Source organism: Tateyamaria sp. GN1-10, assembly GCF_055693845.1.
Map to the genome: position 1 here is coordinate 1,397,863 of NZ_JBVFUR010000004.1, position 14,088 is coordinate 1,411,950.

At 60.2% G+C, this 14,088-nt stretch carries 8 protein-coding genes and 1 pseudogene; 1 reads left to right on the forward strand and 8 read right to left on the reverse strand.

The annotated features are described in order from the left end of the window. Positions 1–16: 16 nt before the first annotated feature. Complete coding sequence (locus ACZ1HN_RS08660; RefSeq protein WP_472727201.1) at positions 17–1,888, reverse strand: serine hydrolase; 1,872 nt, start codon at positions 1,886–1,888, stop codon at positions 17–19. 309 nt (positions 1,889–2,197) lie between these two features. Between ACZ1HN_RS08660 and ACZ1HN_RS08665 the strand changes: the two genes are divergently transcribed. Continuing rightward, positions 2,198–2,776 carry a DUF2087 domain-containing protein gene (locus tag ACZ1HN_RS08665; RefSeq protein WP_472727202.1) on the forward strand — a complete coding sequence of 193 codons (579 nt, stop codon included), beginning with the start codon at positions 2,198–2,200 and terminating at the stop codon, positions 2,774–2,776. 43 nt (positions 2,777–2,819) lie between these two features. On the opposite strand, the gene cysG is transcribed toward ACZ1HN_RS08665, so the two are convergent. The 7 genes and pseudogenes from cysG to ACZ1HN_RS08700 form a co-directional block, all read right to left on the reverse strand. Further along, positions 2,820–4,217 carry a siroheme synthase CysG gene (gene cysG, locus ACZ1HN_RS08670; protein ID WP_472727203.1) on the reverse strand — a complete coding sequence of 466 codons (1,398 nt, stop codon included), beginning with the start codon at positions 4,215–4,217 and terminating at the stop codon, positions 2,820–2,822. A 10-nt stretch (positions 4,218–4,227) separates the two neighbouring features. Next, positions 4,228–6,828, reverse strand: a complete 2,601-nt coding sequence (locus tag ACZ1HN_RS08675) for a nitrate reductase (protein WP_472727204.1) — start codon at positions 6,826–6,828, stop codon at positions 4,228–4,230. Beyond that, positions 6,825–7,160, reverse strand: a complete 336-nt coding sequence (gene nirD / locus ACZ1HN_RS08680; protein WP_472727205.1) for a nitrite reductase small subunit NirD — start codon at positions 7,158–7,160, stop codon at positions 6,825–6,827. The genes ACZ1HN_RS08675 and nirD overlap by 4 nt, the downstream gene beginning before the upstream one ends. Continuing rightward, positions 7,157–9,590, reverse strand: a pseudogene (gene nirB / locus ACZ1HN_RS08685) (nitrite reductase large subunit NirB). Before nirB ends, nirD begins: the two are co-directional and overlap by 4 nt. Before the next feature lie 5 nt (positions 9,591–9,595). Continuing rightward, positions 9,596–11,272: an ABC transporter ATP-binding protein gene (locus tag ACZ1HN_RS08690; protein ID WP_472727206.1), complete on the reverse strand. Its 1,677-nt coding sequence runs from the start codon at positions 11,270–11,272 to the stop codon at positions 9,596–9,598. A gap of 5 nt (positions 11,273–11,277) precedes the next feature. Further along, the gene (locus ACZ1HN_RS08695) at positions 11,278–12,357 is read right to left on the reverse strand and encodes an ABC transporter permease (RefSeq protein WP_299204690.1); all 1,080 of its coding nucleotides are present in this window, start codon (positions 12,355–12,357) and stop codon (positions 11,278–11,280) included. 245 nt (positions 12,358–12,602) lie between these two features. Continuing rightward, a complete protein-coding gene (locus ACZ1HN_RS08700) occupies positions 12,603–13,973 on the reverse strand; it encodes a CmpA/NrtA family ABC transporter substrate-binding protein (protein WP_472727207.1) in 1,371 nt (456 codons plus the stop codon). Positions 13,974–14,088 lie beyond the last annotated feature (115 nt).

A 14,088-nucleotide genomic window follows, 5' to 3' on the forward strand; every position in this document is an offset into this window, starting at 1 on the left:
TTTTTCCTTGGTGTGTTCAGAAGATAAAACTGTCTTCCGTCAAGGGCTCGCAAGAGGTTGAGAAGATGGCAACCTCGTTGTCGCCATAGCTGACGCGCGTGTATGATCCATAGCTGTCGATCTCCAGGTCTTCGAAACTCAGTCCGGTCTCCGAGAAATCCAGGCGGTCTTCGTCTGCGTCGAAACCAAAGACGCGATCCTGACCGGAATTGTCCTGGAAGACAAAGGTGTCTGCTCCTTCGCCGCCCCACATCAAATCACGTCCGTCACCACCGTTCAGAATGTCGTCACCCTCGCCACCACGGATCATGTCATCGCCATCCCCGCCAGACAGCGTGTCGTCGCCGTGACCGCCACGGACGTGATCGCGCCCGCCGCCACCGTCGATTTTGTCATCACCGTGATCTCCGCGCAGAAAGTCATTTCCCTCGCCACCGGAAATGCTGTCATCACCATCGCGCCCTCGGATGAAATCGCGTCCGTCACCTCCGTCGATCTTGTCGTCGCCATGGCCACCACGCAGATGATCATTGCCGGCGCCGCCAATCAGTTGGTTGTCGCTGTGCGCTGCATCTGGTGTTTGGCGAAGAACGTCAATGAAGTCCCTACCATCGGTGCCGATCGACAGGGTCGAGCCGTCCGAAAAGGTGAAGCGACCCGTATCCAGATCACCCAGTCGGCCTTCAAAGGTCAGGCTGGCGTTACCCAGTTCCAACACAGTTTCTGGTCCGCCCGGTGCATCTTCATCCTCCGTCAGCGAAATCTCGGCCGCTGTACCGGCGATGGTAAAACTTTCGTCCGATGGGTCGAAGTTGGCCCAGCTATCGTCGTTGTAAATTGCGGAAAACGCCTGAAGCAAAAGATAGGTTGGTTCGACTTCGGAAAGCGTCGCTGCAATCGAGAAGATTGTACCGGATTCGACATGCAGGAAAGTCGCTGTGTTTGTCCCCAGGGTACCGCCCGCGAACCCAATGAACTGTTGCCCATACGCGATGCCCGACGACAGACCAAGGCTTTCTCCATCCAGACTTGGGGTGCCATCCGGTGCACGGAAGTCCAGCATCTCTTCCAGTTGATCGGGTGGCAGCAGCGTACGAGAGACCAGCAACGCGTCCATGAAACGGATCATGTCTGAAGTGGTTGATACAGCACCGCCAGCCGCACCAAAATCTATGGGTGCATCTGTGACATCCATGATATTGTCAGGGAAAAGCTCCGCATAGGACCGCAGCATACCGTCTGTTTGGCCTTCAGATTTCATTGAGCTGTCATCCATGCCAGCAACCGAGAAAATACGGTCGGACATCACTTCTGCAAAACTATCACCAGTCTTTTGTTCGATCAGCTTTTGCAAAAGCAGGTAGTTTGTATTTGAATATGCGTAGGCTTCGCCCGGCGCAAAGTCAGCCGGTTGCTCTGCAACAAGCGCCAACATGTCGTCGGGCCCAAAGGGTTGAGTTGGATTGGCCAACAGTTGTTCGATGAAAGCCGGCAACTCACCCTGACCGGGGATCGTGTCGAAATCTGGGATACCGGACCGATTTGCCAGCAATTCGCGCACCGTGACTTCACCAATGTTGGGAATGTCTTCGAGGCCAGTGATGTCCATCTGCTCTGCCAGGGGCGCGTCGAAATCGATCGCGCCTTCGCCGACCAGTTGTTGCACGATCACTGATGTCATCATTTTGGTCTGTGACCCGACCTCAAATGTATTGTCAGTGCTGGCGGCTTGGTCACCGAAACGCTCAGTCGTTCCGGTCGCATTACGAATGGACAAGCCGTCGCGCACGATTTCAAGTAGCACCGCAGGCGCTTCGTTGCTGTTTGCAAATTCCTCCAAGGCTTCTGCAGGGCCGGAGTTCAGGGCGTCAGGGTCAAATAGGGACATGGTGTCAATCCTTGTCGAGGTCAAAATCAGAACGGACCAAGTGGCCCGTTGCGCTTCACTTGGTTGATTTGACTGGTCGATGCGTCCGGATCGGTCGGGCCGGACAAAACAAGAGATACGGACATCCGCAACTTGGCAAAAGACCCCGCGTTTGATACCCGTCAGGCACGGTCGGCAGACACCGAGGCGTCGCTGCTCTTACCAGAGTGCTAAACCTGCCAGCGAACCAAAACGAAAACGCATGAAGTAGGGCGTCTTTCGTCAAGCCAGCGACCGACGAGTGAGCAAAACACCCGACTTGGATGCATCATGACCAAAACACCTGTCCCATTGCGCGTGGACGATATGACAGCTTTCACACGCGCGCTGTCCCGACAACTGGGGGACACAAGTCCCAAACATTTGACCCTGATGAACATGGTCGCCCGGTCTGCCGGGTTTCAGAACGTTCAGCATTTGCGCGCGGTGTCCGCGGCGGCAAAGCGGTTGGATAATCAGACCGAACCCGCCACAGTAGACGCGCGTGCGGTTGAACGTGCGCTGCATCAATTCGATGCGTTCGGACGGCTCCTTCGATGGCCATCCAAACGCGCCACGCAAACCCTCGCGCTTTGGGCGATGTGGGCCACGCTGCCCACCAATCAGGCATTGGACGAGCGCGCGGTGAGCACGCATCTGGCAGACGAACATCTTTTCAGGGACCCGGCGACATTGCGACGGACGATGATTTCATGCGGTTTGTTGACCCGAGACAAGGACGGAACGAACTATTGCAGAATTGAGCAGGAACCGCCCGCCGAAGCCAAAGCGCTGATCCGTGCCCTAAGTTCCCGCCGAAAGGCACGTGTGGAGTTAGCAACAGAACCTCAGCGCGCCCAAGGCAGATGAACCGGCGCTTTGGAACCGGCGATGACGCCGGACCAAGGCGGGATCACACTGCCACAAGTCGGGGCGCTGGCGCCTGTACCTCTGTCTCTGCCGCGTCTGGCCGTGACAGGAACAGTATTGCTGGGCTTTCAATGCCTGCGATTGCCAGTTTGGACACCATATCCTGACCGCCACAGCGCAAGACTTTTTGATCCGCGCGCTGGGCGTTGCTGACGGCTGTCACCTGTACCTGATCCAGCAGATCAGCGCGCGCGAGGCAGTCAGCGATTTTGGGGGCCGCTGCCACCCCCATGTAGACGGCGACATTGCTGCGCTGGGTCAGATGCGTGACCCAGTCCGGTGTACCGTTGCCATCCGCACAGCGGCCTGTGGTCAGAATCAGCGTGTCGCTCTTGCCCCGCTCGGTCAGGAAGCCCCCGACGGCGGCAGCCGCCCCGCTGGCTGCAGTCACGCCCGGCACGACTTCGTATTCAAGTCCCGCCGCGCGCAACGCGTCTGCCTCTTCTGCGCCGCGGGCAAACACACCCGGATCACCGCATTTCAGACGCACAACGCGCTGACCGCGCTGGGCCGCAGCGACGATGACCGCGTTGATCTTGTCCTGCGGCCACGCATGACAGCCGGGCTCCTTGCCCACGAACACACGTTCTGCATCGCGGCGCGCCAATTCCAATACATCAGGATCGACCAAGCGGTCGTAAAAGATGATGTCTGCCTCCTGCAACCGCTGCACACCGCGCAGAGTGATCAGGTCGGTTGCACCCGGCCCAGCCCCAACCAGTGCGACGGGGGTAGGGGCGGCGGCAGGCACAGTGCCCGTGCGAATAACCTGCTTGATCGCGCGGGCCACCGGCACATCTCCTTCACGCGCGTGCCGGGCCCGCAAGGGGCCGTTGAATACCCAGCGCCACAGGTCGCGCCGCTGCCGGGGCGCAAGACGCTGCGCGGCAAAGTCACGTAAACGTCCGGCCAATGCAGCCAGATCACCCAAACCCGGATCCAGCATCCGCTCAAGTGCGGTCTTGATCTGTCGCGCCAGCACCGGTGCCGTACCCTCGGTGCCTATGGCAACCACAACCGGATCCCGATCCACGATGGCGGGTGTGATCGCATCGCACAGATCGGGTTGGTCCACCACGTTCACCAGCCCGCCTGCGTCCGTGGCGACGGCGTGTAGTGCCGCGTCGATGCCCGGGCAGCCCGTGCCGACCAACACCAGTGGTGCGCCGCGTAGCGCATCCGCAGTGATCCGGTCCGTCCGGTGCGTGATCCGGCCAGCATCGGCCAGCGATTGCAATTCGACATCCAAAGCAGGTGCGAAGACTTCAATCGCGGCTTCGGTCTTGAGCATCAGGCGGCACTTCTGGGTTGCCTGTTCACCGCCGCCAAGGATGACCACCCGTCGGCCTGTCATGGTCAGGAACATGGGAAAGGTTTTCATGGCAATCCTCCTATTCCGCCGCAACGGTGGTGGGGTGGGCAGGCAGCAAGGCCGCAAGCTCGGGCTTGCAAGCGCCGCAGTTCGTACCTGCGCCGGTGCATTGCCCCAGCGCGTCGACACTTGCCGCACCATCGGCGATGGCGCGTTTCAGATCATGCAGACCGACGCTCATGCAGGCGCAGACCGTGGGGCCGGAATCCGCTTGACCGCCCGCTGCACGCCCGGCCAAGGCAGCCCCAGCGGGGCTTGCTTGCCCGATGGCTGCGACGGCGTGGGCGCGCGACAGTTGTACGGGTTCAGGCGCAAGGAACAGCAGGGCGGTCAAGCGCCCATCCGCGTGATGCGCTACACGCTGCATCCCGGTGGCGCCGTCACTCACTACACTAATGGACCCGGCAAGTGGTCCGACAAGCTTCGACAACAGGTCTTGTGGTTCTTCAATATCTGTCAGGCCTGCCAGCTCGGCCTGCCATCCCGTCTCGGTCCGAGCGACCGCGCAATAATCGCCGTGCAGATGCATCTCTGTCGCAGAGGTTGCAAACCCGTACCAGCGGGCGGCAAAGCGCTGTGCACTCACGCGGCCGAACTTCAGGGCGGGTTGGCCGGATACTGGATCGGTACCAGCCTGAACAACGGCGTTCACCGGCCCGCTGGCCGACACTTGCCGCGTCCAGTGCATCGGGGCAAAGAGAGTGCCGCGCGCAACGCGATCCGTGGGCAGAGTACGCAGGATTGTCGTGTTGTGCCCATCGCTCAGAATGCACAGCTCGGCAGTGCCCAGCCCCACCTTTTTTGCATCTTCGGGGTGAATCTCGACATAGGGTTCCGCCAGATGTGCACCCAGCCGGGGCGACTTGCCCGTGCGTGTCATCGTGTGCCACTGATCGCGATTGCGCCCCGTGTTCAGGTGGAACGTGCCGTCCTCAAGTGCGTTCGGAGCGGTCAGGGGCAGCATGCGCGCTTTGCCGTCCGCGTGGAAGAAACCACCATCGGCAAAGAAACGGCGTTGCCCCTTCCCAGTCTCCGGCACGGGCCACTGAACGGGTTCAAGCGCGTTGTATTCGGTGTCGGTCAGGCTGGCGAGGCCGCTGATGTCAAAGTCGCGTCCAAAGGGTCGCATCGCGGCCGACAACTGCGCATGTTCCCGAAACACCGCTGCAGGGGAGGTATAATCAAACGCTTTCTCCCATCCCATTGCCCGTGCCACCTCGCTGATGATTTGCCAATCGGGTCGCGCCTGTCCCGGCATGGGCAGGAACGGGCGCTGACGCGAAATGCGGCGTTCCGAGTTGGTGACGGTTCCGCTTTTTTCACCCCATGCGGCGGCGGGCAGCAATACGTCGGCCAGATCGCCCGTATCTGTGCGGGCCATGATGTCAGACACAACGGTAAAGGGCACGTTGGCAATGGCGTCGGCCACGCCTTGAGCATCGGGCAGGCTTACGGCGGGGTTGGTCGACATCACCCACAGGGCCTTGATGCGCCCATCGGCACAGGCCTGGAACAGATCGACGGCTTTCAACCCCGGTGCAGTGCACATGGTGGGACTGGCCCAGAACCCCTGTACCGCATCCCGATGATCTGCGTTTTCGATGTCCAGATGGTTGGCCAGCATATTGGCCAGACCACCAACCTCGCGCCCACCCATGGCATTGGGCTGACCGGTGACCGAAAACGGGCCCATGCCCGGACGGCCAATGCGGCCCGTGGCCAGATGGCAGTTTAGGATAGCGTTGACCTTGTCGGTACCGCAGGCCGATTGGTTCACCCCTTGGGAATAGACGGTCACAACTTTCCCGGTGCTTGCCCACATGGAATAGAACACAGCCAGATCATCCGCCGACAGCCCGCTGGCTGCGGGGTCGGTTGCGCGCGCGGCCTCAACCGCAATGTCGAACCCGGTCACATGGGCATTCACATAAGCCCTGTTCACGCGGCCTGTCGCGTTCAGATGCGCCAAGAGCCCATTGAACAGGGCCACATCGCCATCAGGCGCAATGCTCAGATGCAGATCAGCCAAATGAGATGTCGCGGTGCGGCGGGGATCAATATTGACGATCCGCATCTCGGGCCGCGCTTCTTTCGCGGCGGCAATGCGCTGGTGCAGGACCGGGTGACACCACGCCAGGTTCGAGCCCACCAGCACGATCAGGTCGGCCTCTTCCAGATCTTCGTATGTTCCGGGCACCGTATCCGCACCAAGGGCACGTTTGTGGCCCGCCACCGATGACGCCATGCACAGCCGTGAATTCGTGTCGATATTCGCGGACCCGATGAACCCTTTCATCAGCTTGTTAGCGACGTAGTAGTCCTCGGTCAGCAATTGACCCGACACATAAAACGCGACCGAGTCCCGACTATGATCCCGAATGGTCTCCGAGAACTTCCGCGCAACCAGAGCGGTCGCCTCGTCCCAATCCGTCTCGACCCCATCGACCATGGGCGTCAGCAAACGTCCCTCAAGATCAATTGTCTCTCCCAGGGCCGAGCCTTTGGAACACAGCCGCCCGAGGTTTGCGGGATGCGTCGGATCGCCCTTGATGCTGCCATCTGGCGATGCAATGATCCCGCACCCTACGCCACAATAAGGGCAGGTGGTGCAGGTGCTCATGCCGCTGACCGGGCTTGCAGGAACGTTGTATCCAACAGGATGCGCCCGCCCTCGACCCGCGCCGAATAGGTCGCAACCTGCCCTTCATCATTGCCCTGCACCAACCCGGTCTCAAGCGAGATCACCCAGTTGTGCAGCGGGCATGTCACGGCGCTGCCATGCACGATCCCCTCGGCCAGCGGCCCCTGCTTGTGCGGGCATGCGTTGTCGAGAGCAAAGACCTCGTCCGCTGCCGTCCGAAACACAGCCACACAGCCTGCCCGCGTCTTGACTACGCGGGCACCACGCTGCGGAATGTCATCGAGAGATGCAATGTCAATCCAGTCGGTCATTCCGCTGCCTCCAGGCTCAGGTTTGCAACAGGCCGATAAATCGCTGCCTTTTTCTGTGCATGCTCGGCCCAGGGGTCTTTCTGATAGACGGTTTGGGACAGATCAAAGCGCGCGGATAAGGCCTCCCGTGCCGCCGGGTCTGCAATACGCTCGCGTATCCAATCCAGCCCCACCTTGTTCATCCATTTGTAGATGCGGTCGAGGTACTTGGCGTTTTCACGATAGAGCTGCGTCATCGCCTTGATCGCGATGATGGTTTCCTCTTCGGTCTCGACATCGATCAGCCGCTCAACCTCGCGCACATCCATGCCTGCTGCCCCGCCGATGCCGATCTGAAAGCCGCTGTCGACACAGACAACCCCGATGTCCTTGCAGGTCGCTTCCGCACAGTTGCGCGGGCAGCCCGACACACCCAGCTTCAGCTTGTGCGGCGTCCATGATCCCCACAGCGCCTTTTCCAGCTTGATACCAAGGCCAGTCGAGATCCTGCGTGCCAAACCGGCAGTGGTCCGTGCCCACGCAGGTCTTCACCGTGCGCAAACCTTTGGAATAGGCATGTCCCGACACCATCCCGGCGTCGTTCAGATCGGCCCAGATGCTCGGTAGGTCCTCACCTTTCACGCCCAACAGGTCGATGCGCTGCCCGCCCGTCACTTTCACGGTCGGCACGTCGTATTTGTCGGCGGCATCGGCAATCGCGCGCAGCTCATCCGGGGTTGTGATCCCACCCCACATGCGCGGCACCACCGAAAATGTCCCGTCCTTCTGAATGTTCGCGTGCTTACGTTCGTTGATGAAACGACTTTGTGGGTCGTCCAGATATTCCAGCGGCCAATCCGCAATCAGGTAGTAGTTCAGGGCAGGGCGGCACACGTGGCAGCCATCCACCGTCTTCCACGCGCATTCCTGCCAGACGGCGGCCATGGACTTGAGTTCCTGGGATTTGATCATGCGCCGCACATCTTCATGCGTCATGTCGGTGCAGCCACAGATCGGTTGCGCACCGGACAATACGAAATCGTCGCCCAATGTCACCGCCAAAACCTGTTCGACCAACCCGGTACAGGTCCCGCAGGACCCCGACGCCTTCGTCACCGCGCGCACCGCGGTCAGATCGGTCGCGCCGCCCTCGATGGCGTCTACGATAGTGCCTTTGCAAATGCCGTTGCAGCCACAGATTTCCGCATCACGCGGTAAGGCTGCAACGGCTGCTAAAGGGTCCACGGGGGCACCCCCTTGGTAAGCTGGCCCGAAGATAACGGTATCGCGCATCTCGGCGATGTCGGTCTTGTCGCGGATCAGGCCAAAGAACCAATTGCTGTCTGCGGTATCACCATACATGACAGTCCCGACAACCACATTGTCCTCGATCACAAGCCTTCGATAGACCCCGCGCCCGGGGTCCCGGAACACGATATCCTCGCAGCCCTCCCCATCCGCAAAATCGCCAGCGGAGAACAAGTCACAGCCTGTAACCTTCAGCTTGGTGCTCAGTTTTTTTTGAACAAACGCAGCCTCGTCCCCAAGGATCGTCTGCGCCGCCACTTTCGCCTGATCGTAAAGCGGCGCAACAAGGCCGAAGATCGCGCCGTTGTGCTCAACGCACTCTCCCACGGCGAGGATGCTTTCATCGGACGTGACCATCTGGTCGTCCACATGAATGCCCTTGCCAACGGCCAGCCCAGCCTCTTGCGCCAGCGCCACATTGGGGCGGATGCCCACGGCCATCACCAGCAAGTCGCAAGGCAGTTCGGTGCCATCGTCCAAGAGCAGTGCCTTGACCCTACCGTCTTCCCCAAGAATTTCCTTAGAGTTTGCCTGACACAGCACTGTAATGCCCTTGCCCACCAGCGCCTTGCGCAGCAGATATCCCGCGGCCTCGTCCAGTTGACGCTCCATCAGGTGCCCCATGATGTGAACAACCGTTACGTCCACGCCGCGCGCCGCCATACCTGCCGCCGCTTCCAGACCCAACAGACCGCCACCGATGACAACCACCTTGCTCTGCGGTCCCATCGACATCATCAACTCGGTGTCTTCGAGATCGCGATAGGCAATCACGCCATCAAGATCATGGCCGGGCAGAGGGATCATGAAAGGGTTGGAGCCGGTCCCGAAGATCAGCTTGTCGTAAGAGAGAACGTCGCCGTTTTCCGCCGTGACCGTCTTTGCCGTCCGATCCACCGACGCCACCCGCTCACCAAAGCGGCACGTAACGCCGTTGGCCTCGTACCAAGCGGCATCGTGGGTCACGATCTCTTCGTACGTCTTGTCGCCCGCTAGAACAGGCGACAGCATGATACGGTTGTAGTTCCCGCGCGGCTCGGCGTTGAACAAAGTGACGTTCACGTCCGCGCCCCCATCAAACAGGTGTTCCAGCGCGCGGCCCGAGGCCATGCCAGCACCTATGACGATGATTTCCTGGGTCATCTCTTTCACTCCGCCGCGATGGCTTTTGGCTTCGGTTTCGGTTTGGCGCCGTGTTCGTATTCCTCAAGGAAATCGAGCACGTCCTGCCGGTAATTGTAGTAATCGGGGTGTTCGAGCAGCGCCTTGCGGGTGCGCGGGCGGGGCAGATCCACATCCACGATCTTGCCGATGGTTGCCTGCGGCCCGTTGGTCATCATCACAACGCGATCCGCCAGCAAAATCGCCTCGTCCACATCGTGGGTCACACAGATGGCGGTCACCTTCGTGCGCGACCACACCTCCATCAGTACTTCCTGCAACTCCCACCGTGTCAGGCTGTCCAGCATCCCGAACGGTTCATCCAGCAGCAGCAGCTTCGGAGACAATGCAAAGGCCCGCGCGATCCCCACCCGCTGTTTCATACCGTTCGATAGGGACGCCGCTTGTTTGTCCATCGCATCGGCCAGACCGGCGCGTTCAAGGTAGTACTCGATCACATCCTGCCGTTCCTCGCGCGACGCACGCGGGTAAACCTTGTCCACCCCGATCGCCACGTTTTCCTTGGCGCTCAGCCACGGGAACAGGTTGGGGGACTGAAACACCACGGCCCGCTCGGGATCCGCGCCCTCCACATGGCGCCCATCCAGCTTAATCGCACCCTTCGAAATCTCATTCAGCCCAGCCGCCATGGTCAGCACAGTCGACTTGCCGCAGCCCGAGTGCCCGATCAGCGAGATAAACTCGCCCTTGTTGATCTTCAGATCGAAATCCTCGACGACCGTAAGCGGCCCTTTTGGCGTCGGATACACCTTGTGCAGCTGCGAGAAATCCAGGAAGCGGTTCTCGATCATGCCCTTCTGGGCATCTGCCACTGCCGATGGCACACCGTGAATGGGGGTCACGTCGGGCAGGGATTTCGTACCCTCGACCTTCGCCTCGATCCCCACATCCATCAGGTATTTGGTTACATCCGCACGCAACCGCTTGAACTGATCGTTATGGTTCATCTCCATCCGGTCGCGCGGACGGGGAATGGAAACAGCGAACTCGTTACCCAACGTCCCATCCGGGTTCAGCGCAATGATGCGATCGGCCAAGATAATAGCCTCATCCACGTCATTGGTGATCAGCACACAGGTCTTCTTGTCGGCCTCCCAGATATGCTCAATCTCGTCGGCCAGATTGGCGCGGGTCAGTGCATCCAGCGCAGACAAAGGCTCATCCAGCAGCAACACTTCGGGGTTCATCGCCAACGCACGGGCGACATTCACCCGCTGACGCATCCCTCCCGACAACTCCGCCGGACGACGGCCCGTGGCATGACCAAGACCCACCATCTTGACATAGTGATCCACCTTCTCGGCCCGCTCCGCCTTCGACAGGTTGGGAAAGATGGTATCGACCGCCAGGCCCACATTCCCGTTCACCGTCAGCCACGGCATCAGCGAATAGCTCTGAAAGATCACCCCGCGCTCGGGTCCCGGACCCGCCACCGGCGCACCCTTGAACAGCACCTCGCCCGATGATGGCATCTCCAAACCCGCCATCAGGTTGATCAGAGTGGTCTTGCCCGTGCCTGAAAAGCCAAGGAGAACCAGAAACTCCCCCTCTTCCACGGACAAAGAGATGTCTTTCAAAACCTCCGTCCGTTCGGTGCCTGCCTCAAAGTGCTTCGATACGTTCTTGAACTCGATCATGCTCATGGCGATCACCGGTTGTTCGTGAAGGTGAACATGGACTGGATCGCATACATCAACCGATCCAGCAGGAAGCCGATGATGCCGATGGTGAACACAGCCACCATGATCTTGGCGAGGGATTGGGAGGACCCATTCTGGAACTCATCCCACACGAATTTGCCCAGACCGGGGTTCTGCGCCAGCATCTCGGCGGCGATCAGCACCATCCAGCCAACCCCAAGGGACAGGCGCAGACCGGTAAAGATCAGCGGCAGGGCCGAGGGCAGGACCAGCTTGGTGATCTTGGTCCAAGTATTCATTTTCAGAACCTTCGACACGCTCACCAGATCCTTGTCGATGCTGGCCACACCAAGGGCCGTGTTGATCAGCGTGGGCCAAAGCGAACACAGGGTTACGGTGATGGCCGAGGTCAGGAACGATTTGGCGAACCAGCCGTCTGACGCATAAGTGGCCGACACGATCATGGTCACAATGGGCAACCACGCCAGCGGTGACACCGGTTTGAAGATCTGGATCAGCGGGTTGATGGCTGCATTCACTGTCGGGCTCAGACCAGCGGCGATGCCCAGCGGGATGGCCACGGCGGATGCGATCAGAAAGCCAAAGAACACGGTCAGGATCGACGTCCAGATTTGGTCGTAGTAGGTCGGCTTGCCGGTATAGACCCGCTCTTTCACGCGGTCGGCTTGTCCGTCCGTGATTAGCTTGGCGTTGCGCTCGTCCTGACGGACGTAAAAAGCGGCTTCCTTTTCCTTCTCGCGCTGTGCGTCTTGGTGCAGTTTGCCAACCTGCTCCCAGACCTGTGCCGGTCCGGGGATGGCGCCCAGCGATGTTTGCACTGTCGGTGCCAGCGACGCCCACGCGGCCAGAAACAAACCAATCGCCAATAGCGGCACACCCAGCAGACGCCAGATTTCGCGCCCCTGCGCTTTGGGGTTGTCACCCGCGGCGGCCTTCAGCACCGGAGTCAGCCAGGCCAGGCCCAGAACCTGAAACCATTTGTCGGCAGCATTGATGCGGGTAAAGGTCCGCTGTTTGCGCTCTTCGCGCGCTGTGGCGTCCAGATCGGATGGGTCGATGGCGGTCATGTCAGGGCCTCCTCGGCGGGATCGGGCGGGGCGGTCAAAACCCCATATCTTGTGTGTGGCGGGCTATGCTGCACTGCGGCGGTGCATAGGGGGTGTACGGGGGGTGCACGTGCGGTGACACCGGGGTGTTGGGGGCTCTTGCGGCACAGCAGCGTGCCTGAATTTTGAGCAGATGCCCCGCCGTTGGGGCCACTTTGCTGCGGGGCAGCGTCGGGTGGGCAATGCTGCCCACCCCCTCATGGCTTTCAACCTTCGACCGCGTTGCCGACGACCTTCTGGTCACCCTTCAGACCGATAGGCAGGCTGTCGATATAGGCGTTCGGTGCCTTCCCGTCATAGGCGATACCGTCGATGATGTCGGCGGCAGGCGTCGGTGCCTTGAAGCCGTCGCTGTCCCAAGGGAAGTCGGCCTCATCCGCCAGGCCTTCGTCCACCAGCAGGCGGGCCGCTTCGAGGTAAATCTCCGGCTTGTAGACCTTGGCGGCCATGTCGAAGTACCACTGGTCGGACTTCGCTTCGGAAATCTGACCCCAGCGGCGCATCTGGGTCAGGTACCAGATCGCATCAGAGTAGAACGGGTAGGTCGCGTTGTAGCGGAAGAACACGTTGAAGTCGGGGGCCGGACGGCGGTCGCCCTTCTCGAATTCAAAGAAACCGGTCATCGAGTTGGCGATCACATCGTAATCCGCGCCCACATATTCCGAGCGGCTCAGGATCTCGACCGCTTCCTCGCGGTTGGCGTTGTCGTTCTCGTCCAGCCAGATGGCGGCACGGATCAGCGCCTTGGTGATGGCCTTGGTTGTGTTGGGGTACTCTTCGGCGAACTCGTTGGTGATGCCAAAGACCTTTTCCGGGTTGTTTTTCCACATGTCATAGTCAGTGATGACCGGTACACCGATGCCTTTGAACACGGCCTGCTGGTTCCACGGCTCACCCACGGCGTAGCCATATATGGTGCCTGCTTCCATCGTTGCTGGCATCTGTGGGGGTGGAGTCACGCTTAACAGCACGTCCGCGCCGATCTGGCCGGTGATGTTGTCCGGGCTGTAATAGCCGGGTTCCAGACCACCAGCAGCCAGCCAGTAGCGAATTTCGTAGTTGTGGGTCGAGACGGGGAATACCATGCCCATGTTGAATGGCAGGCCTTGGTCTTTATAGTCCTCGACGACCGGCGCGAGCGCTTCGGCGCTAATCGGATGTTGCGGGCGACCATCGTCCATCAGCGGCACGTGGGGCTTCATCTCTTCCCAGATTTCGTTGGAAACTGTGATGCCGTTGCCGTTCAGGTCCATGGAAAAGGGCGTGATGATATGCGCCTCGGTGCCGTAGCCGATGGTAGCGGCCAGCGGCTGGCCGGCCAGCATGTGCGCGCCGTCCAGTTGTCCGTCGATCACGCCGTCCAGCAGCACTTTCCAGTTCGCTTGCGCTTCCAGCGTGACGAACAGGCCTTCGTCCTCGAAGTAGCCATTCTCGTAGGCGATGGCGAGCGGTGCCATGTCGGTCAGCTTGATGAAGCCGAACTTCAATTCATCCTTTTCCAGATCCAGCAGCTCGGCGTGGGCCGCCGTGCCAAGCAGGGCAGCCATGGCACCTGCAAATGTAGAGAGACGGGTCATCCTGTCGGTCCTTTTTTTATAAAAAAACCGCCCGTTCCACAATGCGCACGGGAGGAGGTGTACGCAGGCAGAACGAGCGGCTTTGCTCTTCAGTGAGCCCCCATCGCTGGGAGCA

Coding starts and splice junctions, on each gene's coding strand:
- ACZ1HN_RS08665 (WP_472727202.1), top strand. CDS start 2,198: ATGACCAAAACACCTGTCCCATTGCGCGTGGACGATATGACAGCTTTC.
- ACZ1HN_RS08695 (WP_299204690.1), bottom strand. CDS start 12,357: ATGACCGCCATCGACCCATCCGATCTGGACGCCACAGCGCGCGAAGAG.
- ACZ1HN_RS08690 (WP_472727206.1), bottom strand. CDS start 11,272: ATGAGCATGATCGAGTTCAAGAACGTATCGAAGCACTTTGAGGCAGGC.
- ACZ1HN_RS08675 (WP_472727204.1), bottom strand. CDS start 6,828: ATGAGCACCTGCACCACCTGCCCTTATTGTGGCGTAGGGTGCGGGATC.
- cysG (WP_472727203.1), bottom strand. CDS start 4,217: ATGAAAACCTTTCCCATGTTCCTGACCATGACAGGCCGACGGGTGGTC.
- ACZ1HN_RS08700 (WP_472727207.1), bottom strand. CDS start 13,973: ATGACCCGTCTCTCTACATTTGCAGGTGCCATGGCTGCCCTGCTTGGC.
- ACZ1HN_RS08660 (WP_472727201.1), bottom strand. CDS start 1,888: ATGTCCCTATTTGACCCTGACGCCCTGAACTCCGGCCCTGCAGAAGCC.
- nirD (WP_472727205.1), bottom strand. CDS start 7,160: ATGACCGACTGGATTGACATTGCATCTCTCGATGACATTCCGCAGCGT.